At 74.1% G+C, this 24,564-nt stretch carries 27 protein-coding genes and 4 tRNA genes; 5 read left to right on the top strand and 26 right to left on the bottom strand.

Translation table 11 applies throughout. The features are described 5' to 3' along the window. Positions 1-62 precede the first annotated feature (62 nt). The 23 genes from O2W53_RS06985 to O2W53_RS06875 form a co-directional block, all read right to left on the bottom strand. Positions 63-650, bottom strand: coding sequence for an adenine phosphoribosyltransferase (locus O2W53_RS06985; RefSeq protein WP_331253785.1), 588 nt, complete (start codon positions 648-650; stop codon positions 63-65). Continuing rightward, the gene (gene secF, locus O2W53_RS06980; RefSeq protein WP_269162273.1) at positions 647-2,194 is read right to left on the bottom strand and encodes a protein translocase subunit SecF; all 1,548 of its coding nucleotides are present in this window, start codon (positions 2,192-2,194) and stop codon (positions 647-649) included. The genes O2W53_RS06985 and secF overlap by 4 nt, the downstream gene beginning before the upstream one ends. Further along, the gene (secD, locus tag O2W53_RS06975) at positions 2,191-3,861 is read right to left on the bottom strand and encodes a protein translocase subunit SecD (RefSeq protein ID WP_269162272.1); all 1,671 of its coding nucleotides are present in this window, start codon (positions 3,859-3,861) and stop codon (positions 2,191-2,193) included. Before secD ends, secF begins: the two co-directional genes overlap by 4 nt. 13 nt (positions 3,862-3,874) lie before the next feature. Further along, positions 3,875-4,210 carry a preprotein translocase subunit YajC gene (yajC, locus tag O2W53_RS06970; protein ID WP_269162271.1) on the bottom strand — a complete coding sequence of 112 codons (336 nt, stop codon included), beginning with the start codon at positions 4,208-4,210 and terminating at the stop codon, positions 3,875-3,877. Between the two features lie 160 nt (positions 4,211-4,370). Next, complete coding sequence (gene ruvB / locus O2W53_RS06965) at positions 4,371-5,498, bottom strand: Holliday junction branch migration DNA helicase RuvB (protein ID WP_331253784.1); 1,128 nt, start codon at positions 5,496-5,498, stop codon at positions 4,371-4,373. Continuing rightward, positions 5,495-6,130: a Holliday junction branch migration protein RuvA gene (gene ruvA / locus O2W53_RS06960; protein ID WP_269162270.1), complete on the bottom strand. Its 636-nt coding sequence runs from the start codon at positions 6,128-6,130 to the stop codon at positions 5,495-5,497. Before ruvA ends, ruvB begins: the two co-directional genes overlap by 4 nt. Continuing rightward, positions 6,127-6,708: a crossover junction endodeoxyribonuclease RuvC gene (gene ruvC, locus O2W53_RS06955; RefSeq protein ID WP_231558013.1), complete on the bottom strand. Its 582-nt coding sequence runs from the start codon at positions 6,706-6,708 to the stop codon at positions 6,127-6,129. Before ruvC ends, ruvA begins: the two co-directional genes overlap by 4 nt. Positions 6,709-6,854: 146 nt before the next feature. Further along, a complete protein-coding gene (locus tag O2W53_RS06950) occupies positions 6,855-7,607 on the bottom strand; it encodes a YebC/PmpR family DNA-binding transcriptional regulator (RefSeq protein WP_269162269.1) in 753 nt (250 codons plus the stop codon). Then, positions 7,604-8,281: a pyridoxal 5'-phosphate synthase glutaminase subunit PdxT gene (gene pdxT / locus O2W53_RS06945; RefSeq protein WP_269162268.1), complete on the bottom strand. Its 678-nt coding sequence runs from the start codon at positions 8,279-8,281 to the stop codon at positions 7,604-7,606. Before pdxT ends, O2W53_RS06950 begins: the two co-directional genes overlap by 4 nt. Further along, positions 8,278-9,183 (bottom strand): pyridoxal 5'-phosphate synthase lyase subunit PdxS, encoded by a 906-nt coding sequence (gene pdxS, locus O2W53_RS06940; protein ID WP_269162267.1) that lies wholly within the window; start codon positions 9,181-9,183, stop codon positions 8,278-8,280. The genes pdxT and pdxS overlap by 4 nt, the downstream gene beginning before the upstream one ends. A gap of 64 nt (positions 9,184-9,247) precedes the next feature. Then, positions 9,248-9,784, bottom strand: coding sequence for a hypothetical protein (locus O2W53_RS06935; RefSeq protein WP_269162266.1), 537 nt, complete (start codon positions 9,782-9,784; stop codon positions 9,248-9,250). Positions 9,785-9,795: 11 nt separating this feature from the next. Then, complete coding sequence (locus O2W53_RS06930; RefSeq protein ID WP_269162265.1) at positions 9,796-11,022, bottom strand: glycosyltransferase family 4 protein; 1,227 nt, start codon at positions 11,020-11,022, stop codon at positions 9,796-9,798. Beyond that, a complete protein-coding gene (locus O2W53_RS06925; RefSeq protein WP_269162264.1) occupies positions 11,022-11,984 on the bottom strand; it encodes a phosphatidylinositol mannoside acyltransferase in 963 nt (320 codons plus the stop codon). Before O2W53_RS06925 ends, O2W53_RS06930 begins: the two co-directional genes overlap by 1 nt. Continuing rightward, positions 11,981-12,634 carry a phosphatidylinositol phosphate synthase gene (gene pgsA / locus O2W53_RS06920; protein WP_269162263.1) on the bottom strand — a complete coding sequence of 218 codons (654 nt, stop codon included), beginning with the start codon at positions 12,632-12,634 and terminating at the stop codon, positions 11,981-11,983. The genes O2W53_RS06925 and pgsA overlap by 4 nt, the downstream gene beginning before the upstream one ends. After that, positions 12,635-13,255, bottom strand: a complete 621-nt coding sequence (locus tag O2W53_RS06915; RefSeq protein ID WP_269162262.1) for an HIT family protein — start codon at positions 13,253-13,255, stop codon at positions 12,635-12,637. After that, positions 13,252-15,330, bottom strand: coding sequence for a threonine--tRNA ligase (thrS, locus tag O2W53_RS06910; RefSeq protein ID WP_269162261.1), 2,079 nt, complete (start codon positions 15,328-15,330; stop codon positions 13,252-13,254). The genes O2W53_RS06915 and thrS overlap by 4 nt, the downstream gene beginning before the upstream one ends. An 80-nt stretch (positions 15,331-15,410) precedes the next feature. Continuing rightward, positions 15,411-16,550, bottom strand: a complete 1,140-nt coding sequence (locus tag O2W53_RS06905) for a CapA family protein (RefSeq protein ID WP_269162260.1) — start codon at positions 16,548-16,550, stop codon at positions 15,411-15,413. Positions 16,551-16,596: 46 nt separating this feature from the next. Further along, positions 16,597-17,154: an MOSC N-terminal beta barrel domain-containing protein gene (locus O2W53_RS06900; RefSeq protein WP_269162259.1), complete on the bottom strand. Its 558-nt coding sequence runs from the start codon at positions 17,152-17,154 to the stop codon at positions 16,597-16,599. A 10-nt stretch (positions 17,155-17,164) separates the two neighbouring features. Beyond that, complete coding sequence (locus O2W53_RS06895; protein ID WP_269162258.1) at positions 17,165-17,563, bottom strand: HNH endonuclease; 399 nt, start codon at positions 17,561-17,563, stop codon at positions 17,165-17,167. A gap of 94 nt (positions 17,564-17,657) precedes the next feature. Next, positions 17,658-17,729, bottom strand: a tRNA-Val gene (locus tag O2W53_RS06890). Positions 17,730-17,756: 27 nt separating this feature from the next. After that, a complete protein-coding gene (locus tag O2W53_RS06885) occupies positions 17,757-18,227 on the bottom strand; it encodes a TIGR02611 family protein (protein WP_269162257.1) in 471 nt (156 codons plus the stop codon). A 35-nt stretch (positions 18,228-18,262) separates the two neighbouring features. Beyond that, entirely contained in the window at positions 18,263-19,171 is a 909-nt protein-coding gene (locus O2W53_RS06880; RefSeq protein WP_269162256.1) for an anti-sigma factor domain-containing protein, read from the bottom strand. Continuing rightward, positions 19,168-19,794, bottom strand: a complete 627-nt coding sequence (locus O2W53_RS06875; protein WP_269162255.1) for a sigma-70 family RNA polymerase sigma factor — start codon at positions 19,792-19,794, stop codon at positions 19,168-19,170. Before O2W53_RS06875 ends, O2W53_RS06880 begins: the two co-directional genes overlap by 4 nt. A gap of 172 nt (positions 19,795-19,966) precedes the next feature. Between O2W53_RS06875 and O2W53_RS06870 the strand changes: the two genes are divergently transcribed. From O2W53_RS06870 to O2W53_RS06855, 4 genes are all read left to right on the top strand, one after another. Next, positions 19,967-20,503, top strand: a complete 537-nt coding sequence (locus tag O2W53_RS06870) for an SsgA family sporulation/cell division regulator (protein WP_269162254.1) — start codon at positions 19,967-19,969, stop codon at positions 20,501-20,503. 119 nt (positions 20,504-20,622) lie between these two features. Next, positions 20,623-20,694: transfer RNA gene (locus O2W53_RS06865), tRNA-Gly, on the top strand. Positions 20,695-20,736: 42 nt separating this feature from the next. After that, a tRNA-Cys gene (locus tag O2W53_RS06860) sits at positions 20,737-20,807 on the top strand. Positions 20,808-20,860: 53 nt separating this feature from the next. Further along, a tRNA-Val gene (locus O2W53_RS06855) sits at positions 20,861-20,935 on the top strand. A gap of 91 nt (positions 20,936-21,026) precedes the next feature. Here O2W53_RS06855 and O2W53_RS06850 read toward each other — a convergent pair. Both O2W53_RS06850 and coaE read right to left on the bottom strand, forming a co-directional pair. Continuing rightward, complete coding sequence (locus O2W53_RS06850) at positions 21,027-21,518, bottom strand: VOC family protein (RefSeq protein WP_269162253.1); 492 nt, start codon at positions 21,516-21,518, stop codon at positions 21,027-21,029. An 81-nt stretch (positions 21,519-21,599) separates the two neighbouring features. Then, positions 21,600-22,196: a dephospho-CoA kinase gene (gene coaE / locus O2W53_RS06845; protein ID WP_269162252.1), complete on the bottom strand. Its 597-nt coding sequence runs from the start codon at positions 22,194-22,196 to the stop codon at positions 21,600-21,602. 194 nt (positions 22,197-22,390) lie between these two features. Between coaE and O2W53_RS06840 the strand changes: the two genes are divergently transcribed. After that, on the top strand, positions 22,391-22,648 hold the full coding sequence (locus O2W53_RS06840; RefSeq protein ID WP_269162251.1) for a hypothetical protein: 258 nt from the start codon (positions 22,391-22,393) through the stop codon (positions 22,646-22,648). Between the two features lie 365 nt (positions 22,649-23,013). Here O2W53_RS06840 and rpsA read toward each other — a convergent pair whose 3' ends face one another. Beyond that, entirely contained in the window at positions 23,014-24,480 is a 1,467-nt protein-coding gene (gene rpsA, locus O2W53_RS06835) for a 30S ribosomal protein S1 (RefSeq protein WP_269162250.1), read from the bottom strand. Positions 24,481-24,564: the final 84 nt, after the last annotated feature.

The raw sequence follows: 24,564 nt of genomic DNA, 5'->3' as shown, positions 1-24,564 counted from the left end.
GCTAGCCGCGCCCCGCCGGGTCTCGCGCCCTGCGCTCACCCGGGGGTGGGGTGCTGTCGGGCTCAGACCCGCCAGAGCGCGTGCACCGGGTGCGGCGCGATGCGCTCCCGCCCGCCGAGCGCCATGAGCTCCACGACGACGGCGACCGCGGTCACCACCCCGCCGAGCTGCTCGACCAGGGCGATCGCGGCCTGCAGCGTGCCCCCGGTGGCCAGCACGTCGTCGACGAGCAGCACCCGCTGACCGGGCGTGATCGAGTCGGTGTGCAGCTCCAGGGTCGCCGTCCCGTACTCCAGCGCGTACTCGGCCGAGACGACCTCGCGGGGCAGTTTGCCGGCCTTGCGCACCGGGAGGACGCCGGTCCCGGCGTCCAGAGCGACGGCCGCCGCGAGCAGGAACCCGCGCGCCTCGACGCCGGCGACGACGTCGAAGCCCGGCCCACCGTCGGCCCGGCCCAGCGCAGCCGCCCGCGGGTCGACGTCGGCGGGCTCGGTGAGCGCGTCGACGACCCGCCGGAACGCCCCGGCATCGGCGAAGACCGGGGTCAGGTCGCGGAACAGCACCCCGGGCGCGGGGAAGTCGGGCACGTCCACCGAGAAGGTGGCGATCAGCTCCTCGATCGGCAGCTCGCCGTCCCGGAGGGTGCTCATCGCCGCTTCCGGCCGGCCGGACGCTGTCCCGGCCGGGTCGGCCGCTGACCGGGCCGGGGCGTGGTCGTCCCGCCCCGGACGCCGGGCCGCACCGACGCCGGCGACTCGATCGGCACGTCCGCCGTCGGCTGTTCGGGTAGGGCCTCGTCCCGCTCGGCGAGCGCCACCGCGGACCGCCGGGTGGCCCCGCTCCCCCGCCGGGCCGTCGCCACGGGGGCATCGACCAGGGCGCCGCCCTGGCGGGCCTCGGCCGATCGGCGGGCGAGCACCCGCCGGCGCAGCGCCTGCTGCTCGGGCCGGCGCTCCTCCAGCTCGGCGAGGACCGGGGTGGCCAGGAAGATCGAGCTGTACGTGCCGGCGGCCAGGCCGACGAAGAGCACCAGGGCGAGGTCCTTCAGCGTGCCCGCCCCGAGCAGCCCGGCGCCGACGAACAGCAGCCCGGCCACCGGCAGCAGCGCGATGACCGAGGTGTTGATCGAGCGCATCAGCGTCTGGTTGACCGCCAGGTTCGCGGCCTCGCCGTAGGTCGACCGGGCGTTCTTCTCCAGGTCCTTGGTGTTCTCGTCGACCTTGTCGAACACCACGACGGTGTCGTACAGCGAGAAGCCCAGGATGGTGAGCAATCCGATGACCGTCGACGGCGAGACCTCGAACCCGACCAGCGCGTAGATGCCGGCGGTGACGACGATGTCGTGCAGCAGCGCGACGATGGCGGCGATCGCCATCGTCGGCCGGAACCGCACGGCGAGGAAGGCGACCACCGCGACCAGGAAGACGGCGAGCGCGATGAGCGCCTGGTTGGTGACGTCGCCGCCCCAGTCCGCGCTCACCGACTGCTGGCTGACCTGGGACTGGTCGACGCCGGCGGCGTCGGCGACCGCGGCCACGACGGCGGTCTCGGTCTCCTCGTCCAGGGCGCTGGTGCGCAGCAGCACGGAGTCACCGCCGACCACCTGGGCGCTGGACACCTGGGCCCCGGCGTCCTCGGCGGCCTGCCGGACGTCACCGAGCTCCGCGCTGGTGGCCGCCACCCGCACGCTGTTGCCGCCGGCGAACTCGATGCCGAAGTTGAACCCGCGGAAGACCATGGCCGCGACGCACAGCAGCATCACGACGGCGGTCACCCGGAACCAGAAGCGCCGCCGGCCGACCACGTCCAGGCCGGCCTCGCCGTTGTAGAGGCGGTGGGCCAGCGACGCCCGCGACCGTCCCGGGGTCGCGACCGGGGCCGTCCCCTCGGCCGGGAGCCCGGCGTCGGCGAGCGCCTGGTCGCCGGTGCTGTCCCCGGCCGCCTCGTCGCGCACCTCGGCGTCGTCGACCTCCTCGTCCGCCGTCGCGTCCACCCGCTCGTCGGCCGGGACGCCCACCCGCTCGTCGGCCGGGACGGCCACCCGCTCGTCGGCCGGGACGGCCGGCGCCTCGTCGGCGCCCTGCGCCGGGACGCCGGCGGCGGTCGCGCCGGTGTGCGCCGGCATCGGCGCCTCCTCCGGGGTGAGACCGTCGGGGACGGCGCCGTCGGCGCCGGCCCGGTCGCGGGGGGTCATCGGTTGCTCCCGTTCGTGCTGCTGCCGGTGGCGGCGCCGACCAGCTCGCGGTCGCCCAGCGGCGGCCCGGCGGGGCGCCGGCTGTGGTCGACCTGGCCGAGCCCGGAGAAGCGGTTGCTCCCGAAGCCCTTGACCCGGCTGAGCACCGCCATGAGCGGATGGGTGAAGAGGAAGACGACGATCAGGTCGAGCACCGTGGACAGGCCGAGGGTGAACGCGAAGCCCTTCACGTCGCCGATGGCCAGCCAGTAGAGGATGGCGGCGGCGAGGAAGCTCACCGCGTCGGCGGACAGGATCGTCCGGCGGGCCCGCACCCAGGCACGTGGCGTGGCACTGCGCAGGCTGCGCCCCTCGCGCACCTCGTCCTTGAGCCGTTCGAAGTAGACGACGAACGAGTCGGCGGTGATGCCGATGGACACGATGAACCCGGCGATCCCGGCGAGGCTCAGCGCCAAGCCGATCTCCCGGCTGAGCAGCACCAGGCAGGCGTAGATCACGACGGCCGACAGCACCAGGCTGGCGATCATGACCAGGCCGAGCAGTCGGTAGTAGAGCAGCGCGTAGACGAACACCAGCGCGACGCCGATCGCACCGGCGATGAGCCCGGCGCGCAACTGCTCGCTGCCCAGCTCGGTGGTGATGGACTGCGCGGTCGCCTCGCTGAACGTCAGCGGCAGGGCGCCGTACCGCAGCTGGTTGGCCAGCTCGGTGGCGGCAGCCTGGTCGAAGCTGCCGGTGATCTGGGTGGTGCCCCCGGCGATGGCCGAGTTGATCGTCGGCGCCGACACGACCCGTCCGTCCAGCGTGATCGCCACGTTGTTGCCGACGTTGGCGGTCGTGTACTCCGCCCACGCGGCGGAGCCCGCCGACGTGAAGTCCAGGTTGACGACCCACTCGCCGGTGCCCACCTCGGTACCGGACGTGGCGTCGGCGACGTCGGTGCCCTCGATGACGGCCGGACCGAGCAGGAACTTGGCGGTCCCGTCGTCGGAACAGGCGGCGATGAAGGAGTCGGGCTGGTCGATCTCGGTGGTCGTGGTGTCACAGGTGAGCGTCGCGTACTCGGCGATCGCCTCCTCCTGGGTGACGGCCGGTGCGTCCGGGTCGGCGACGGCCGGCTCGGTGGCGGCGGGGTCCGTGGCTGCCGGGTCGGCCGCCGGGTCCGTCGCTGCCGGGTCGGTCGACTCGGGGTCGGTCGACTCGGGGTCGGTCGCCGGGTCGGTCGCCGCCGGGTCGGTGGCCGCGGGGTCCGTGGCCGCCGGGTCGGTCGCCTCGGGGTCGGCAGCGGCCGCCGGCTCGGGACCGCCGAGGACCGGCCGGAAGCGCAGCTGCGCGGTGGCGCCCAGCTCCCGGGCCCGCTCGCCGTCGTCGCCCGGCACGGAGATGACGATGTTGCTGTCGCCCTCGGTGACGACCTCGGCCTCGGCCACGCCCAGGCCGTTGACCCGCTGCTCGATGATCTGGCGGGCGAGCTCGAGGTCCTCCTGGTCCGGGGCCTGGCCGTCCGGCGTGCGGGCGGCGAGGGTCACCGTCGTCCCGCCCTGCAGGTCGAGTCCGAGCTGGGGGGTGCGCTGGTCGCCGGTCAGGAAGACCAGGGCGTACAGCCCCGCGACGATCGCGAGGAACGCCGCGAAGTAGCGGCGGGCGGGGAGCTGGCGGGCGGCCATGCGTCGACCCGGCTCAGCGGGTGCGGTCGGTGGGGTCGCCGTCGCCGTCGATGGTGCCGGTCGCCCCCTGGGGCGGGACGGCGCCGGACGCCGGCTGGCGGACCTCCATGACCGCTGGGCGGGCCACGGTGATGACGACGCCCGGGGCGACCTCCAGGCCGACGGTGCCCTCACCGAGCGAGGCGACGGTGCCGTGGATCCCGCTGGTCAGCATGACCGGGGTGCCCACGGTCAGCGAGGCCTGCAGCGCCTCCGCCTTCGCCTGCATCTTCTTGCGCTGCCGGGCGGGCAGCACGATCAGCAGGGCGAACGCCAGGACGAGCAGGATCAAGGGGAAGAACTGTTCCACGACGGGTGAGCCTCTCTACCGCAGCGAGTCGCGCGGTGGGTGCGGCCCGGGATCGGGCCGCTCGGGTACATCGGCGCCGGCGCACGCCCACCTGCGCAGGGAGTGGCTCCGGGGCGGGGCGCCCCGGCCGCAGCCGGGTTGCGCGCCAGCGCGGAGGAGTCTAGGCGTCGAACAGGGTCTGTGACGACGCCCCGTCCGACGGCGGGTCGGCTGCGCCCCCGCCGAGTGAGACGCCACCGCGGGGCACCGGGTGGCCCAGGTGCCGGAAGGCCGCCTCGGTGGCGACCCGGCCGCGGGGCGTGCGCGCGAGCAGCCCGGCGCGCACCAGGAAGGGCTCGCAGACCTCCTCGACGGTGTGCGGCTCCTCCCCCACGGCGACCGCGAGGGTGGCCACCCCGACCGGGCCGCCACCGAACTTGGTCACCAGCGCGTCGAGCACCGACCGGTCCAGCCGGTCCAGACCCAGGTCGTCGACGTCGTAGAGCGCCAGCGCGGCCCGGGCCACCTCGAGCGTGACCCGCCCGTCGGCGCGCACCTCGGCGAAGTCGCGCACCCGGCGCAGCAACCGGTTGGCGATCCGCGGGGTGCCGCGGGACCGCCCGGCGATCTCCAGCGACCCATCCGGGGACAGCTCGACCCCGAGCAGGTCGGCACTGCGGGCCAGCACCCGCTGCAGGTCGGCGACCTCGTAGAACTCCATCTGCCCGACGAAGCCGAACCGGTCGCGCAGCGGGCCGGTGAGCAGCCCGGCCCGGGTGGTGGCCCCGACCAGGGTGAACGGGTGGATCTCCAGCGGGATGGCCGTGGCGCCCGGCCCCTTGCCGACGACGACGTCGACCCGGAAGTCCTCCATCGCCATGTAGAGCAGTTCCTCGGCCGGCCGGGCGATGCGGTGGATCTCGTCGATGAACAGCACGTCACCGGGGCCGAGGTTGGACAGCATCGCGGCCAGGTCACCGGAGCGTTCGATCGCCGGCCCACTGGTGATCTTCACCGCGGTGCCGAGCTCGGAGCCGATGATCAGGGCCAGGCTGGTCTTGCCCAGTCCGGGCGGGCCGGAGAGCAGCACGTGGTCCGGCGGCCGGCCACGGCGCTTCGCGCCCTCCAGCACCAGGTCCAGCTGGCGGGCGACCTTCGGCTGGCCGATGAAGTCGGTCAGCGAGTGCGGGCGCAGCGCGGTCTCGACGACCCGCTCCTCGTCGCCGGCCCTGGGGTCGACGGGGTCGTCGGGGAACCGCCCCGGCCCGGCGTCGGCGGCGGACAGCCCGCGGTCGAACGGGCTGCTCACGACCGCCCCAGGATCTGCAGCGCCTGGCGGAGGAGGATCGCGACCTGGACGCCGCCGGCCAGCTGCTGCTCCTCGGCCACCGGCTCGAGGGCGGTGAGCGCCGTCTCCGCCTCCCGGCTCGTCCAGCCGAGCCCGACCAGGGCCGCGGTGAGCTGGTCGCGCCAGGGGGCCACCGGGGTGACCGCGCCGAGACCGGCCGCCGGCGGGCCGTCCAGCGAGGTGTCCGAGGCCGTCGTGCCCAGCCGGTCGCGGAGCTCCAGCACCAGCCGCTCGGCGCCCTTCTTGCCGATCCCGGGCACCTGCATCAGCGCCTTGAGGTCGCCCATGGACACCGCGCGGCGCACCTCGCGGGGTGGGTGGATCGCCAGCACCGCCTGGGCGAGCCGCGGGCCCACGCCGTTGGCGGTCTGGAGCAGTTCGAACAGCTGCCGCTCGTCGTCGTCGGCGAAGCCGTAGAGGGTCAGCGAGTCCTCGCGGACCACCAGGCTGGTCGACAGCCGGGCCTGCTCCCCCACCGCCAGCCGGGCGATCGTGCCGGGGGTGCACTGCACGGACAGGCCCACGCCGCCGACCTCGACGACGGCGCCATCGGGCGAGACCGCGGCGACCCGGCCGTTCACCGAGGCGATCATCGCGCCGACACCCCCGTCCAGCGGGGCAGGGTCGCCGGGCGGACCGGCGCGCCGATGCCGCCGGCCAGCGCCGCGACCCGCAGTCGCTGCTGCGCCGGCCCGCGCCACACGTGGCAGACGGCCAGGGCCAGGGCGTCGGCGGCGTCGGCGGGCTTGGGGGCGGTGGCGAGCCCCAGGACACGGGTGACCATCAGGGTGACCTGGTCCTTGTCCGCCCGGCCGTTGCCGGAGATGGCGGCCTTGACCTCGCTCGGCGTGTGCCAGGCCACCGGCACGTCGGCCTGCGCCGCGGCCAGCGCGGCGACACCCGCGGCCTGCGCGGTGCCGGTCGCCGTCCCCTTGTTGTTCTGGGTGAACACCCGCTCGATCGCGACCGCGGTCGGCCGGTGCTCACGGAGCAGTGCGGTCACGGCGGTGTGCACCTCCAGCAGACGCAGTTCCAGGTCGAGGTCGGGCGAGGTGCGGACGACGCCGACCCCCAGGGCCACCGGTCGGGCACCGGGGCGCCCCTCGACCACGCCCCACCCGCACCGGGTGAGCCCCGGGTCGATGCCGAGCACCCGCATGAGGACCTCCACCAGCCGACGCGAACACGTGTTCGAACCACGCTAACCGCCGAGGTCCACTGGTCCCCCACCGACACGCCACGCGACGTCACGGAGCGGCCCCGCTGCAGGGTCCCGCGCTGAGCTCGCGAAGCGTGGGGGGCAGCGGGGTCCTTCTGCTAAGCGTCGATGGACTCCATGACCTCGTCGGAGACGTCGTAGTTCGCGTACACGTTCTGCACGTCGTCGAGGTCCTCGAGGGCGTCGATGAGCCGGAAGACCTTGCCCGCGCCGTCGGCGTCCAGCTCGACCTGCACGCTGGGCAGGAAGCCCATGTCGGCGGAGTCGTAGTCGATGCCGGCGTCCTGCAGGGCGGTGCGCACGGCGATCAGGTCGGTGGGCTCGCAGACCACCTCGAAGGTGTCGCCCAGGTCGCGGACCTCCTCCGCGCCGGCGTCCAGCACGGCCATCAGCACGTCGTCCTCGGTGGTGCCGGTCGCGGGGACGACGACGACGCCCTTGCGGGAGAAGAGGTAGGAGACCGAGCCAGGGTCGGCCATGTTCCCCCCGTTGCGGGTCATCGCGGTGCGCACCTCCATCGCCGACCGGTTCTTGTTGTCGGTGAGGCACTCGATCAGCACGGCGACGCCGCCGGCGGCATAGCCCTCGTAGGTGATCCCCTGGTAGTCGACCCCACCGGCCTCGAGGCCACCGCCGCGCTTGACCGCGCGGTCGATGTTGTCGTTGGGCACCGAGCTCTTCTTCGCCTTCTGGACGGCGTCGTAGAGCGTCGGGTTGCCCGACAGGTCAGCGCCACCGGTGCGCGCGGCGACCTCGATGTTCTTGATCAGCTTGGCGAAGAGCTTGCCGCGCTTGGCATCGATGCCGGCCTTCTTGTGCTTGGTCGTCGCCCACTTGGAATGCCCGCTCACGACGTTCTCCCCTCACTGCCCGCGTCCGCTCCGGCGCTGGCACTGCTCGCATGGTCTCGTGCCCTCATCGCCGTCGCCTCCCGCACCAGCTCCACGAACAGCGCGTGCACCCGGCTGTCGCCGGTCAGCTCGGGGTGGAAGCTGGTGGCCACCAGCCGGCCCTGACGGACGGCGACGATCTTACCGTCGGCCGGTCCGCCCTCCACGCGGCCGAGCACCTCGACGTCCGGCCCGGCCGCCTCGACCCACGGCGCGCGGATGAACACGGCGTGCACCGGCGGCCCCGGGACCCCAGCGAGGCGCACCGCGGTCTCGAAGGAGTCGACCTGCCGGCCGAAGGCGTTGCGGCGCACCGTCACGTCCAGCCCGCCGATGGTCAGCTGGTCGGCCGGGGCGTCGAGCACCGTGTCGGCCAGCATGATCATCCCGGCGCACGACCCGTAGGCGGGCAACCCGGCGCGGACGGCGTCCCGCAGCGGCTGGAGCATCCCGAACCGCTCGGCGAGCTTGCCCATCGTGGTCGACTCCCCGCCGGGCACGACCAGCCCGTCGACCTCGGCCAGCTCGGCGGGCCGGCGGACCGGCCGGGCCTCGGCACCGGCGGCCCGGAGCGCGGCCAGGTGCTCGCGCACGTCACCCTGCAGCGCGAGCACCCCGATCGTCGGCGGGGTCACCAGCCGCGCTTGGCGTACTGCTCGCTCTCCGGCAGCGTGCTCACGTTGATGCCGACCATGGCCTCACCGAGCCCGCGGGAGACCTTGGCGATCACGGACGGGTCGTCGAAGAAGGTGGTGGCCTGCACGATCGCGGCTGCGCGCTGGGCCGGGTCGCCGGACTTGAAGATGCCCGAGCCGACGAAGACGCCCTGGGCGCCCAGCTGCATCATCATCGCCGCGTCCGCCGGGGTGGCGATGCCGCCGGCGGTGAACAGGACGACGGGCAGCGCGCCGGTGCGGGCGACCTCGACCACCAGGTCGTACGGGGCCCGCAGCTCCTTCGCGGCGACGAACAGCTCGGTCTCGTCCAGGGTGCCCAGCCGCTTGATGCCGGCCCGGATCGCCCGCATGTGCCGGGTGGCCTCGACCACGTTGCCGGTGCCGGCCTCGCCCTTGGAGCGGATCATCGCCGCGCCCTCGGAGATCCGGCGCAGCGCCTCCCCCAGGTCGGTGGCGCCGCAGACGAAGGGCACGGTGAACGCGCTCTTGACGATGTGGTGGGCCTCGTCGGCCGGGGTGAGCACCTCGGACTCGTCGACGTAGTCGACGCCGAGCGCCTGCAGCACCTGGGCCTCGACGAAGTGGCCGATCCGGGCCTTGGCCATCACCGGGATGGAGACCGCGCCGATGATCCCCTCGATCATGTCTGGGTCGCTCATCCGGGCGATGCCGCCCTCGACGCGGATGTCGGCGGGCACCCGCTCCAGCGCCATCACCGCGACCGCGCCGGCGTCCTCGGCGATCTTGGCCTGCTCGGGGGTGACGACGTCCATGATGACGCCGCCCTTCAGCTGCTCGGCCATCCCGCGCTTGACGCGCTCGGTGCCGGTGCCGGTGGGCTCGCTGGGGTTCAGGGACATGCTGCTGCCTCGCAGGTCGTCGGGCCGGGGACCGGCGGGAGGGGACGTCCCAGCGTACGGCGGGTCAGCCCGCGGACCGCGCGGCGCCGGGACCCGGGCCGGTGAGCACCGCGTCCAGGCCGTCGTCGATGTCGAAGTACCGGGGCAGCGGCCGGTCGGCGTGCAGCCGCAGCACCCGGGCCAGCCGCCCCCGGCGCAACGTCCGGGTGTCCCGGACGGCGTCGTTGTAGAACCGCCGGGCCAGCCCCACCCGCATGCCGGCGTCCTGCAGCTCCGGGGTCAGCACCCCGGCGGGGACCCGGCGGAGCCGCCGGCCCAGCAGGTTCTCGGCGGCCTCCCGGTCCCCGGCCGACGGCGCCCGGGCCCCGGCGGCTGCGGTGGCCAGGGCGGCGGCGAGCTCGGGACCGAGGTCCTCGGCGTGCTCCCGGGCCAGCGCCGCGGCCAGCTCGGCCCGCCGCAGCAGACCGGCGTCGAGCACCTCCCGCGCGCGGCGGACCCGCCCGGCCAGCCGGCGCAACCGGGTGAGCGTCCAGCCGGCCCAGCCGAGCACCAGGACCACCAGGAGACCGGCGGCGAGGAGCAGCCAGGTCGCGGTGGTCATGGGGTCCGAGGCTAGCGGCGCGCCCGCCTGCGGAAGGGCCCCGACGGCCCGAGTCCGCCGGTGGCGTCCGGCACGTTCCCCAGCAGCGCGTCGTCGTCGGCGGCGGAGGCGGTGACCCCGGTGCCACCCGGCGGGGCGACGGTCTCGTAGACGGCGAGGATCCGCTGGGCGACCACTGCCCAGTCATAGTCGGCCACGGCCCGCCGGCCGGCCGCCTGCAGCTCGGCCCGTCGGGCCGGGTCGGCCAGCAGGCCACCGAGCGCCGTGGCCAGCGCGGCGGCGTCCCCGCGCTTGACCAGCACACCGGCGGTGCCGTCCTCCAGGACCCGGGCGAAGGCGTCCAGGTCGCTGGCGACCACCGGTGCGCCGGCCCCCATCGCCTCCAGCAGGATCACGCCGAAGGACTCCCCCAGCAGGTTCGGGGCGCAGTAGACGTCGACCGAGCGGAGGAAGGCCGCCTTGGCCGACTCGTCCAGCTCCCCGAGCACCGTGACGTGCGGACGCAGGTCGTCGGCCACCAGCTCGTCCAGCTCGTCGGGATCGCCGCGGCCGGCGATGAGCAGGCGGGCCCGCGGGTGCTCGGCGACCACCGTCCGCATCGCCTCCAGCAACACGGGCAGGCCCTTGCGCGGCTCGTCGTAGCGGCCGAGGAAGCCGATCGTCGGGGCCTCGGTGCCCCGCGCGTGGCCGGGCAGCGTCGGCCCGTCGGCGAAGGCCGCCACGTGCACCCCGTTCGGGATGACCACCGCGTCCCCGCCCAGGTGCTCCACCTGGACGCGACGGGCGAAGTCGGAGACCGCGATCCGCCCGCTGATCCGCTCCAGCCACGGGCGGGCCACCGGGCCCAGCGCGGCCAGCACCTTGGACCGGGTGGTCGCCGCGTGGAAGGTGGCCACGATCGGGCCGTCGGCGATCACGCAGACGAGCAGGGAGAGCGAGACCGACGCCGGCTCGTGCACGTGGACGACGTCGAAGTCCCCCTCCCGCAACCAGCGCCGGGCCCGGGACGCCGCGACCGGGCCGAAGGAGACGCTCGCCATCGAGCCGTTGTACGGGACCGGCACCGCCCGGCCGGCCCAGGTGACGTGCTCGGCCGGCAGGTTCTCCTCGTGCTCGGCGGGGGTGAGGACCTCCACGTAGTGGCCGAGGGCGCGCAGCGTCTCGGCCAGGTCGCGCACGTGGTACTGGACGCCGCCGGGGACGTCCCACGAGTAGGGGCAGACCAGCCCGATCCGCATCACCCCACCTCCGCCGACGGCGCGGACACGGCCGGGAGGGCGGGCGCGCGCCCCTCGGGGCCCACCTCGGGCCAGACCCGGCCGAGCACGTGCCAGTCCTCGGGGCGCTCGGCGATGGTCGTGGCGAAGGCGTCGGCGACCTGCTGGGTCGCCCAGGTCACCCGGTCCCGCAGCCGACCCGGCCCGTCCAGCGGGACCGGCGGGTGGACGACGAACTGCCACCCCGTGCCGTCGAACTGGCAGACGGCGGGCAGCAGAGTGGCCCCGGTCTGGGCCGCGACCAGCGCCGGGCCCCCGGGCATCGTCGTCCGGCGGCCGAAGAAGGTGACCGGCACACCGCTGCCGGAGAGGTCGCGGTCCATCAGCAGGCACGCGGTCCCGCCGTCGGCCAGCCACTCCCGCAGCACCGTCGAGCTGGGGCGCTCGCCGCCGGTCAGCGGCACGACCCGCATGCCCAGCCGTTCCCGGAACGCGACGAACCGGCGGTACAGCGACTCCGGCCGCAGCCGCTCGGCGACGGTCAGGAAGGGGCCGCCGAGCCAGGCGATGAGCCACACCCCGGCGGCGTCCCAGTTCCCGCTGTGCGGCAGGGCCAGGACGATGCCGCGGCCCTCCGCGCGGGCCCGCTCCAGGTGCTCCCGGCCGCGCATCGCCGAGCCGGCGAGGATCCGCTCGGTGGCGAGCGTCGGCAGGCGGAAGGCCTCCTGCCAGTACCGGGCGTAGGACTGCATCGCCCGCCGGGTGAGGGCGTCGAGCGCGGCGTCGTCGAGGCTGCCGCCGGTGACGGCGTCCAGGTTCGCCCGCAGCTGCCGTGCGCTCCGCCCGCCGCGGCGCACCGCGAGCGCACCCCCCGCGGCGGAGCCGGCCCGGGCCACCGGCTCGGGCAGCAGCCGGACGACCCGCCAGCCGGCTGCGTACCCGGCGTCGGTGAGCCGGGCGAGCAGGTCGGCGCGGCGGCTCACGGCGTGGGGCGCCCGGACGCCTCGTCGGGCGAGGACGCCGGCAGCTGCAGGCCGCGGGACTCCCGGCGGACCGCCGCGAAGCGCTGCGCGACCGTCACCGCGCTGCCGGCCAGCAGCACCCAGAGGGCGACGTGGACCGCGTACGGGATGCCCAGGCCGGTGAACCCGGTGCCGACCAGCACCAGGATCAGCCGCTCGGTGCGCTCGACGACGCCGACGTCGGCCGACAGCCCGACGCCCTCGGCGCGGGCCTTGACGTAGGAGGTGAGCACCCCGAGCACCAGGCACAGCAGGGCGAGCAGCACCAGCAGCCGGTTGTCCCCCGCCCCGGAGTACCACCAGACCAGCCCGCCGAAGATGGCGGCGTCGGCGGCCCGGTCGCCGGTGGAGTCCAGCACCGCGCCGAACACCGAACCGCCGCCGCGGGCCCGGGCCAGGGCGCCGTCGAGCATGTCCAGCAGCACGAAGACGGTGACGGCCAGCGCGCCCCAGAAGAGCTGGCCGTTCCCGATCAGGAAGACCGCGGAGACCACCGCGCCGAGGGTGCCGGTGAGGGTGACCGCGTCGGCGGTGACCCCGGCCCGGACCAGGCCGCGCACCACCGGCGCCCAGAACCGGGCGACGGCCGGCCGCAGGTTGACGCCGAGCACTCAGGCCACCGTCGGGTGCGGCGCGGGATCGGTCGGCTGACCCGCGTCCGGCCAGGCACCGGCCAGCAGGGCGCGCGTCTCGGCCAGCACCTGCGGCAGCACCCGGGTCAGCCCGATCACCGGCATGAAGTTGGTGTCCCCACCCCAGCGCGGCACGGCGTGCTGGTGCAGGTGGTCGGCGATCCCGGCGCCGGCCACCGACCCCTGGTTCATGCCGACGTTGAAGCCGTGCGCGCCGCTGACCGACCGCACCACGCGCATCGCCGTCTGGGTGAAGGCGCCGAGCTCGGCGACCTCGGCGATGGTCAGGTCGGTGTAGTCGGGGACGTGCCGGTACGGCACGACCATCAGGTGGCCGGCGTTGTACGGGTAGAGGTTGAGGACGGCGAACACCGTCTCGCCCCGGGCCACGATCAGCCCGTCCTCGTCCGACATCGCCGGGATCAGGCAGAACGGGCAGTCGTGGTCGCCGCTCGGCTTGTTCTCCCCGCGGATGTAGGCCATCCGGTAGGGCGTCCACAGGTGCTCGAAGCCGGACGTCGGTCCGTCGTCGTCGTTGCGCACCGGGACCCGGTAGGCAGCCGCCCCCTCGCTCACGTCCGGGCCCATGTCCTCGCTCATCCGGCCACCATCGGGGTCTCCGCGGTCGGGTCGGTGTTGTGCCGCCCCTCGACCCAGGCGGCGACCTGGGCCACCGCCTCGGCGACCGGGACGCCGTTGCGCTGCGAGCCGTCCCGGTAGCGGAAGGAGACCGCCCCGGCCTCGGCGTCGGTGGCCCCGGCGATCAGCACGAAGGGCACCTTCTGCTTGCTGGCGGTGCGGATCTTCTTCTGCATCCGGTCGTCGGAGTCGTCGACCTCCACCCGGATGCCGCGCTGACGCAGCTGCAGGGCGACGTCGGTCAGGTACGGCACCTGCTCGTCGGTGATCGGGATGCCGACCACCTGGACCGGGGACAGCCAGGCCGGGAAGGCGCCGGCGTAGTGCTCGGTCAGCACGCCGAAGAACCGCTCGATGGACCCGAACAGCGCCCGGTGCAGCATCACCGGCCGCTGCCGGGACCCGTCGGCGGCGGTGTACTCCAGGCCGAAGCGCTCCGGCAGGTTGAAGTCCACCTGGATGGTCGACATCTGCCAGGTGCGCCCGATCGCGTCCCTGGCCTGGACGGAGATCTTCGGGCCGTAGAACGCGGCGCCACCCGGGTCGGGGAACAGCTCCAGCCCGGAGTCCACCGCGGCCTGCCGGAGCGCCTCGGTGGCGCGCTCCCAGCCCTCGTCGGTGCCCACCGACTTCTCCGGGTTCCGGGTGGACAGCTCCAGGTAGAAGTCGCTCAACCCGTAGTCCGACAGCAGCCCCAGCACGAAGTCGAGCAGCCCACGGAGCTCCCCGGCCATCTGCTCGGGGGTGCAGTAGATGTGCGCGTCGTCCTGGGTGAACCCGCGGGCGCGGGTGAGCCCGTGGACGACGCCGGACTTCTCGTAGCGGTAGACGGTGCCGAACTCGAACAGCCGGAGCGGGAGCTCGCGGTAGGAGCGGCCGCGCGAGTCGAACACCAGGTTGTGCATCGGGCAGTTCATCGGCTTGAGGTAGTAGTCCTGCCCCTGCCGCCGGACGTTGCCGTCGCTGTCCCGCTCCTCGTCCAGCTGCATCGCCGGGTACATGCCCTCGGCGTACCAGTCCAGGTGGCCGGAGGTCTCGAACAGCTGCCCCTTGGTGATGTGCGGGGTGTTGACGAAGGAGTAGCCGGCCTCCTCGTGGCGACGCTGGCTGTACTTCTCCAGCTCCCGCCGGATGATCCCGCCCTTGGGGTGGAAGACCGCCAGACCGGAGCCGACCTCGTCCGGGAAGCTGAACAGGTCCAGCTCCGAGCCCAGCCGGCGGTGGTCGCGGCGCTCGGCCTCGGCGACCTGCTCCAGGTACGCCTTGTGCGCGTCCTTGCTCTCCCACGCGGTGCCGTAGACCCGCTGCAGCTGCGGGTTCTTCTCACTCCCCCGCCAGTACGCGGCGGCGCTGCGGGTGAGGGAGAACGCCGGGATGGTCGAGGTGCGGGGCAGGTGCGGGCCGCGGCACAGGTCGGTCCACAGCCGGTCGCCGGTGCGCGGGTCGAGGTTGTCGTACATGGTCAGCTGCGCGCCGCCCACCTCGACGTCGGCACCCTCGGCGACCTCCTCGCCGGCCCCGTCCTGGCCGGCACCGCCCTTGAGCCCGATGAGCTCGAGCTTGTACGGCTCGTGCGCCAGCTCGGCCCGGGCCTCGTCGTCGCCGATCTCCCGGCGGCTGAAGTTCTGCCCCTGCTTCACGATCGCCTGCATGCGCTTCTCCAGCGCCTGCAGGTCCTCGGGGGTGAACGGGCGCTCGGGGTCGAAGTCGTAGTAGAACCCGTTCTCCACCGGCGGGCCGATGCCCAGCCGGGTGCCCGGGAACAGGTCCTGCACGGCCTGGGCCAGTACGTGGGCGGTCGAGTGCCGGATCACCGCCCGACCGTCGGCGCTGGCGGCGGTCACCGGCTCCACCTCGGCCTCGGCATCCGGGACCCAGCCGAGGTCCTTGAGGTCGCCGGAGGCCAGCTCGCGGACGACGACCGCGCCGTCCGGGCCCTTCAGCGGCACCCCGGCGTCCTTGAGCGCCTGCAGGGCCGTCGTCCCGGCCGGCACCCGGATCGCAGCGGCGGCGGTGGGCGAGGGCGGGCTGGACACGAGAGCTCCCGGGGGTCAGGCACGGTCCCGGCCGGTCGGCCGGGCCTGTCGAGACTAGTGCGCCGGGACGACGCCCCGGGTCAGCCGGGGACGATCGCGAGCCCCGCGGCGACCGCGCCCCGCGCATCGAGCACCGCACCGATCCGCGCGGCGCTCTCCGGGTCGGCGGGCACCAGCCGGACGGCGTCGTCCCCGACCTCGATCCGGACCGGCACCGCCTCGGCCTCCGACACGGCGAACCGGCCGTCCTCGCCCCGGGTGAAGGTGAACCGGGCGATCACCGAGTCCTCGGTGTCGTACCCGCGGGTGGCGTGCTCGGCGAGGTGGTTGCCCAGGCCGTAGGCCGCCCACTCCCCGTCGACCTGCTCGAACGGCTGGACGACGTGGGCGTGGTGGCCGAGGACCAGGTCGACGTCCGGGGAGGCGAGCAGCGTGCGCACCGCCTGCTCCTGCGCCGCCGTCGGCTCGTGGTCGTACTCGGCGCAGCAGTGCACGCTGGCCACCACCACCTCCGCGCCGGCGGCCCGGGCAGCGGCCGCATCGGCCAGCACGGCGCTGACGTCGGGGACCGCGAAGGTGTCCACGGCGAAGGGTGCGTCGGACGGGAGCGGGACCCCGTTGAGCGAGAACGTCGTGGCCACGTGCCCGACGCGCACTCCCCCGACGTCGACGACCACCGGCTGTTCGCTCTCCGCTGCGCTGCGGTAGGTGCCGGTGTGCGCGATCCCGGCGGCGTCCAGGGCGTCCAGGGTGCGGACCAGCCCGTCGAAGCCGTCGTCCAGCGAGTGGTTGGAGGCGGTGGAGCACAGGTCGTACCCGGCGTCGGCGAGGGCGTCGACGATCTCGGGCTGGGCGGCGAAGGACGGGTAGCCCGAGTAGGGCCCACCCACCGGGGCGACCGGCGTCTCCAGGTGGCAGATCGCCAGGTCGGCGGCCTGCAGCACCGGGGCGATGGGGGCGAAGACCGCCGAGAAGTCCCAGCTGCCGTCGGGCTGCCGGGCACCCGAGGTGAGCGCGCGGCCCTGGTGCACCAGCACGTCACCGGTGGCGACCAGGGTGAACGAGTCGGGGGCCGGTGGAGCCTCGGACGTCGCTGCCGACGACGGCGCCGGGGTGCCGGGCTCGGCGACCGGGGTACGGGTCGGCTCGTCGGTGCCGCAGCCGGCCAGCAGGACCACGAGCAGCGCCGCGAGCAGGGCCGGCGCAGCTCTCCTGGTCACGGTCGCGAGGCTAGCGACCGCCGGCACCGAGGCCGATCCGGACACCTCAGTCGAGCAGGTGGACCTCGTCGCCCTCGGCGACCGTGCCCGGGGTGCGGACCTCGGCGTACACGCCGAGGCAGTGCTTGGGGGTGCGGACCACGTCGAGCTCCGCGGTCCCGATCCGCAGCCGCCGGCCGACCCAGGACCGCTCGTCGGCACCGCCGGCCAGGTGGAGCAGCAGGTTGGCGCGCGGGTCGTCGGCCGAGCAGCCCTCGGGGACGTCGCCGTCCGCGGCCCGGTCGATCGCCCCGCGGGACACCAGGTGGACGGCGGCGGCGTCGACCTGCGGGCCCCCGGTCGAGGCGGCCAGGCGGACCGGCCGGCCGAGCACCTCGGTCAGGGTGCGGCCGTCGGCCTCGGTGTCCCCGGTCGGGACGACCTCGCGCAGCCGGGGGGTGGTCTTCACGGTGACCCGCTCGCCGGTGTCGGCCTCGACCACCGACCACGCCCGGTCACCGCGCAGGCCGGCGTCCTGGACGTCCACGGCGGGGACCACCTGCCCGGCCAGGGACTTCACCGGGTACACCGAGATCTGACCGACCTGCCCCACCGTGTCGCTCACCACCGGGACGCTACGCGGGCCGGGACCGGTCGGCCGACGGGCTCCCCCGGCGCCGCAGCCGGCGCAACTGGGCCTCCAGGTAGGGCCGGGCCCGCCGCTGGCCGCCGCGATCGGTGATGGCGCCGTCCAGGGCGGTCAGCACCCGTTCCAGGCGTTCCTCGTCGGGGAGCCAGCCGCGCCGCTGGCACTCCTCCAGCCACGGGACCGGCGCGGTGTGCCCCCGTTCGGAGTTGCAGCGGCGGCAGGCGGCCACCTCGTTCTCCAGCCAGGACGGCCCGCCCTTGACCCGCGGCACCACGTGCTCGGTGGTCGGCACCACCTGCGCGCCGAAGGTCCGGCCGCACCAGACGCAGGTGGGCCCGTCCCGCTCGACGGCGACCAGCAGTCGGGCCGCCCGGTCCAGTGCCATCGCGTCCATGGTGCGCCGATCGCCGGATCCGTGCCCCCGGGACGACGAAGGGCCAGGCTCCCCCGTCTCCGGGTTCACCTGGCCCTGCATCCGGTGGGCGATACTGGGATCGAACCAGTGACCTCTTCGGTGTGAACGAAGCGCTCTACCGCTGAGCCAATCGCCCGGGTGCGTCGAACATCTTGCCAGATGCTCACCGCCAGAGCGGCACCCACCCCGGCACCCAGTCCGGCACGCCCATCACGTGCAGCGTCACGAGGAGCACAGCGCAGACGAAAGCCGCGGTCAGGGCCGCGACGGCCAGGCGCACCACCAGCGGCTGGCGGTTCAGCCAGGCCGTCCACCGGGCGACGTGCCGCCGGGTGAAGTCCAGCACCCGTTCGGCCCAGGTGAACTCGGTGGCGAGCAGGAACAACCCGGCGATCACGGTCAGCCACCCGGGCCCCGGCAGCGGGATCGTGACGATGCCGAAGGCCACGACCAGGCCACCCACCAGCCCGACCCCGCACCGGTAGGGCGCGTCCAGGCTGCGCCGGGTGGCGATCCAGCGCCGCCAGCGCACCTCGGCGACCCGCTCGCGCAGGCTGTGCACGTCGTCGGCGTCGTACCGGGCGCGGCGTTCCTCGGCGGTCTCCGGCACGTCCGGCTCCGGCGGGACCGGCACGTGCTCACCCCGCGCTGCCATCGTGTCCTGTCCGCTCAGCTGGTCACCTGCCCGGTCGCGACGATGTCCGTCGGTTCCGACGGAGCCTGCCGACCGGGCTCGATGCTGATGGCGTACGCGGGGTACTCGTCCAGACCGGTCTCCGACGAGCCTACGGTCCGCAGGTCCATCTCAGAAGTCACCACGTCGAACGTCCCGATGGCCACGGGGGAACCGTTCGGCAACCCCCAGACGACGTAGGTGCGGTCGCCGGGGTCGTTGACCGGCAGGCCGTCGGCCAGCACCTGCAGTCGACCGTCCCGGGCGACGACGGTCGCGACGTCCTCCCCGCCCTCCTCGTCCACCTCGGTCAGCGGGGCGATGGTGGCCTGCCCCGGCTCCAGCAGCGTGTCCAGCATCCGGGCCTGCTCGGCCGCCGCGGCCACGGCCTCGTCGCGGGCGCTGGTGAGGGCGACGTTCCAGGCACCCAGCGCCAGCACCGCCGCCACCGCAGCCGCGACCAACGCGGTCGGGAGCACCCGCCGCCAGGCCGGGCGAGGGTCGGCGACCCGGGTGGGGAGTGGCAACTGGAGGTCTCGCGCGGAGGTGCTGCCCGTGCCGGCCCCCCACGGGGCAGCCGGGCCCACGGGGCGGGCCGGCGCAGCCGGTGGCTGCTCACGGCGGCGCGCGGGTGGGGCCGTCTGCGGGAGCTGCTCGGTCTCCTCGACCGCTGCGCGCAGCCGGTCCCGCAGTGCGTCCGACGGCTCGGCCGGTGGCAGGTCGCTGGACATCGCCGCCATCACCTCGGCCGTCTCGGCGACCGTGTCGGCACAGCGGTCGCAGCCGGCGAGGTGCGCGGCGAAGAGGTCCTCGTCCTCGGGCTCGAGCGCGTGCAGCGCCCAGCCGACGGCGAGCTCCTCCCAGCTGCGGTGCTCGTCGTCCCGGTTGCCCATGGGCGCGGTCATCGCGGGGCTCCGTCGGCCGGGGTGACCCCGGGCAGCCCGGTGCCCAGTGTGTCCTTGAGCCGGCGCATGCCGGCGAGCATCCGCGTCTTGACGGTCCCCAGGGGGGTGCCGGTCAGGGCGGCCACCTCTCGCTGGGTGTACCCGCCGTAGTAGGCCAAGGTCAGCGCCTCCCGTTGCGGATCGGGCAGGGAGCGCAGCGCCGTCCGCACGCGGCCGGCCTCCACCCGCTCCCAGGCCTGGTCCTCGACGTCGTGGTTCTCGGTCGGTGCCGCGAGCGCCATGTCCTCCTCGGCCCGCGCGGTGCGGCGGCGCTGCGACTCCTCGCGCCGGACGGCGTCCACCGCCTTGTGGTGGACCATCGTCAGCACCCAGGAGGCGACGCTGCCCCGGCTGCCGTCGAAGGCGCCCGGGTTGCGCCAGATGCCGAGGAAGACGTCCTGGAGCACGTCCTCGGCCAGCGTGTCGTCGGCCAGCACCCGGCGGGCCAGGGCGAACGCCGGGCGCCGGAAGCGCAGGTACAGGTCATCGACCGCCGTGCGGTCACCGGCCGCCATCCGGCGGACCAGCTCGAGGTCGGCGGCGCCGTCCTCGGGACTGCGCACTGGTCGGCTCACGAGGCCCATGGTCACACGCGGCGTTCGGCTCGTCGGCCCTGATCGGTTCGACCCGTGATCACGGACACTGCGACCGCGGCGAGCCGTGCCGCCTGGCGACTCCTGGGACGCATGTGACTCGTGTGGCGCGACACGCCGAGACCATGCGTGACCGAGGGCAGTTCTGGGTCGTTAAGGAGGCATGGCTCGCCACTCGATGTCCGGCTGCACCGCGCGGACGACGTTCCACCTCATCGGCCCCCAGTCCTGGACGGCGGTCCCGGCCGCCCTGGTCTACGACTCCAGCGACCCGTTCGCCGTGCGCGTCCGGTTCGGCGACGACGGCGAGGACGACCGTGCCCACGACGGCGGGTCCGCGTTCGAGACGGCCGTACAGGCGGCCGGCGCCGACGACGACGCCTACGACACGACACCGGACGAGGACGGCGGCGTGGAGTGGCTGCTCAGCCGCGACCTCCTCCGTGCGGGCCTGATCGGGCCGGTCGGCGAGGGGGACGTCCGGCTGTGGCCGGCGCGCAACGGGCTGGACGTGCTCTTCCTGCAGCTGCGGGCACCCTCGGGCGAGGCGCTGTTCGAGGTGTCGGGCGCCGCGGTCGGCCACTTCCTGCGCGAGACCGACGCCCTGGTGCCGGTCGGCACGGAGAGCGAGCTGCTGCGGGTCGACGAGGAGCTCACCGCGCTGCTGCGCGGTGGCACCGACAACCCGACCTCGCACTGACCCCCACGCGGCGCTGACCTGCAGGGAGCCCCCTGCGGACACCCCCTGGACCCCCCGGGTTTGGACCCCCGAATCGGGTCGGTTAGAGTTCTCCACGTAACGCGGACTTGATCCGCAGCGCGGACGTGGCTCAGTGGTAGAGCATCACCTTGCCAAGGTGAGGGTCGCGGGTTCGAATCCCGTCGTCCGCTCGGAACCCCGGGCGCTGGTCGCGAGACCGGCGCCTGGCGTGCGGTGGAGTGGCCGAGAGGCGAGGCAACGGCCTGCAAAGCCGTCTACACGGGTTCAAATCCCGTCTCCACCTCGTCTCCTCCACGGAGCGCGGGTGTGGAGGCAGGCCGGTCGGCAGACCGGTAGGGGCGATTGGCGCAGCGGTAGCGCGCTTCCCTGACACGGAAGAGGTCACTGGTTCGATCCCAGTATCGCCCACCAGCCGCGAAGGCCCCAGGTCCACGGACCTGGGGCCTTCGTCGTCTCAGCGGAAGACCCATCGGCGGCCTGGGCGAACTGTGATGATCCCCACTCAGCCGACCGGCACCCCGTCAGCCGCGGCGCGCAGCGCGGCCAGGTCCAGCTTGCGCATCCCGAGCATGGCCTGCACCGCACGCTGGGCCCGCGATGGGTCCGGGTCGGCGAAGAGCTCGTCCATGCCGGCCGGGACGACCTGCCAGGACAGCCCGTAGCGGTCCTTGAGCCAGCCGCACTCGCCCTCCTCTCCCCCGTCGCCGACGAGCCGGTCCCAGTACCGGTCGACCTCTGGCTGGTCGGCGCAGTCGATCTGGAACGAGACGGCCTCGGTGAAGGGGAAATGCGGCCCACCGTTGATCCCGACGAAGCGCTGGCCGGCCAGCTCGAACTCCACGCTCATCACCGACCCGGCCGGGCCGGGTGCGCCCTCCGGGTAGCGGGCCACGCTGAGCACCCGCCCCTCACCGAAGACGTCGATGTAGTAGTGCGCCGCCTCCTCGGCCTGGCTGTCGAACCACAGGTTCGGGACGATCTTCTGCTGCGCCATCTCGGTTCCTCTCCACGGCGGGGACCCCACGCCGGGGTCTGCACCCAGGACCGGACCGGCCGGCGGAACTCATCGCCGCCGTCAGCGCGTTGCGGGCTCCACGCGCTCGGACCAGAAGCGCTGCACCTGCGCCGCCAGCTCCTCGGGGGGACCGTCGTTGCGCAGCACGACGTCGGCGACCGCCCGCCGCTGCTCGTCCGTGGCCTGGCTGGCGATCCGGGCGCGCGCGTCGGCGGCGGACAGCCCCCGGTCCACCAGCCGGCCGACCCGGGTCTCCGGCTCGGTCTCGACGACCAGCACGAGGTCGAAGGAGCCCGCCTGGCCGGTCTCCACCAGCAGGGGCACGTCCTGCACGACGACCGACCCCGGCGGTGCCGCAGCAGCCAGCTCAGCGGCACGCGTGCGCACCCGGGGGTGGACGATCGCGTCCAGCCGGGCCCGGGCCGCGGGATCGGCGAAGACGACCGAGGCGAGCGCAGCCCGGTCCAGGGCGCCGTCCTCGGTCAGCACCCCGGGCCCGAACTCCTCGGCGATCGCGGTCAGCCCCGGCGTACCGGGTTCCACCACCTCGCGGGCGAGACGGTCGGCGTCCACCACGACGGCACCACGTTCGGCCAGCAGGGCCGCGACGGTGCTCTTGCCCGAACCGATGCCCCCGGTCAGCCCGATCTTCAGCACGGTCCGACCTTAGAGGCCCCAGGCCGTCCTGCAGGTCCCGTCGACTACCCGCGCGCGGCCGGAAGGGGCGCTGCAGGTCTCGGCGAGGTCACGGCGCCGGTGCCCTCGGCGCGTCGCACCAGTCACACCAGTCACAGGACCTACCTTTCGTCCCGGTGGACTTCCCCCGCCACAGCAGAGAGGCAGAACCGACCATGTCCCGTTCCACGTTCGATGGCGCACTGTCGGCCGCTGGCACTCCCCGCCGTGGTCGGCACCGGATCGACAACCCCGCCGGCGTGCGGTGCTCCGACCTCCCCGGCGTGCGCGAGCGCCTGCCGCAGGGCCGCCGCGGGGCCGCGTTCTTCCGCGCCCTGATGCCGAGCGTCCGCTCCGGTCGACACACCTGGGACTTCCTGGCCAACGCCGGCGGTCGTCCGCGGACCGCGTTCGCGATCATCCTCAGCCTCTGACGCGGGCCCTCCTGGCCCCACCGCCCGCGAGCTCGCGCCGGACCTCAGCAGGAGGGCTCGAGCGAGGTCGCCGGCGCCGCACCCCCGCTGCCGCCCGCCGACGGCTCATGGACGAGCCGGCACGCACCCACGGTCCGACGGCTCACGGCTGAGCCCCAGGACCCGACGACCCCGTCGACCCCTACGGTCGGCGGGGTCGTCGCCGTCCGGGGGTGGAGACGGCCGCGCTGAGGACAGCGGGCTCGAGATGGCCGGGGTCCACGACGGCCGGGTTCTCGCGGCGACCCGGGTGCAGAGACGACCGTGCGCCGCCCACCCGGAGGTGGACGGCGCACGGTCAGGTGCTGCTCAGACGAGCTGCTGGGTCACTCGCCGCCGGCGAGCTTGGCCCGCAGGGCCGCCAGCGCCTCGTCGGAGGCCAGGGTGCCACCGGTGGAGGGGGCGTCCGGCGTGTCGACCGGCTCGCTGGAGTAGCTGCCACCGGCCGCAGCCTCGGCGTCGGCCTCCTTGGCCGCCGCGATCTGCTTGCGGTGCGCCTCGAAGCGGGCCTGGGCCTCGGCGTACTGCCGCTCCCACGTCTCGCGGGCCTCGTCGTAGCCCTCGAGCCACTCGCCGGTGTCGGAGTCGAAGCCCTCGGGGTAGACGTAGTTGCCCTGCTCGTCGTACGAGGCCGACATGCCGTAAGCGGCCGGGTCGAACTGCTCCTCGTCGCCGACGACGCCCTCGTTGGCCTGCTTGAGGGACAGCGAGATGCGCCGACGGTCGAGGTCGATGTCGATGACCTTGACCAGGATCTCGTCGCCGACCTGCACGACCTGCTCCGGGATCTCCACGTGACGCTCGGCCAGCTCGGAGATGTGCACCAGGCCCTCGATGCCCTCGTCGACGCGCACGAACGCACCGAAGGGGACGAGCTTGGTGACCTTGCCCGGCACGACCTGACCGATCTGGTGCGTGCGGGCGAACTGACGCCACGGGTCCTCCTGCGTCGCCTTCAGCGACAGGGAGACCCGCTCACGGTCCAGGTCGACGTCGAGGACCTCGACGGTGACCTCCTGGCCGACCTCGACGACCTCGGACGGGTGGTCGATGTGCTTCCAGGACAGCTCGGAGACGTGCACCAGACCGTCGACGCCGCCCAGGTCGACGAACGCACCGAAGTTGACGATCGAGGAGACGACGCCCGTGCGGACCTGGCCCTTGGCGAGCTTGTTGAGGAACTCGCTGCGGACCTCGGACTGGGTCTGCTCCAGCCACTGACGACGGGAGAGGACGACGTTGTTGCGGTTCTTGTCGAGCTCGATGATCTTGGCCTCGAGCTCGCGGCCCACGTAGGGCTGCAGGTCGCGCACACGGCGCATCTCGACGAGCGAGGCGGGGAGGAAGCCGCGCAGGCCGATGTCGAGGATCAGGCCGCCCTTGACGACCTCGATGACGGTGCCGGTGACGACCTCGTCGGCTTCCTTCTTGGCCTCGATCGTGCCCCAGGCGCGCTCGTACTGAGCCCGCTTCTTGGACAGGATGAGCCGGCCTTCCTTGTCCTCCTTCTGGAGGACGAGGGCTTCCACCTCGTCGCCGACCTTGACGACCTCGGTCGGGTCGACGTCGTGCTTGATGGACAGCTCACGCGAGGGGATGACGCCCTCGGTCTTGTAGCCGATGTCCAGCAGCACCTCGTCCCGGTCGACCTTGACGATCACGCCTTCGACGATGTCGCCGTCGTTGAAGTACTTGATGGTCTGGTCGATCGCAGCGAGGAAGTCCTCGGCGGTGCCGATGTCGTTGACCGCGATCTGGGGGGTGCTGTCGGGACGGACCTGGGTGGAGGTCATGTGGTCGAGTGCTCCGGACGGGGGATGCGTAGGGACAGGATCACCCGCGGCCCAGGCGGACCACGGGGAGGTTCACGGGAGGCG

The sequence above is a fragment of the Modestobacter sp. VKM Ac-2978 genome (assembly GCF_026968025.1).
In the GTDB taxonomy this organism is placed as follows: domain Bacteria; phylum Actinomycetota; class Actinomycetes; order Mycobacteriales; family Geodermatophilaceae; genus Modestobacter.
The sequence above is the reverse complement of the archived record's forward strand: the minus strand, read 5'-3'. Positions and strand labels throughout refer to the sequence as shown.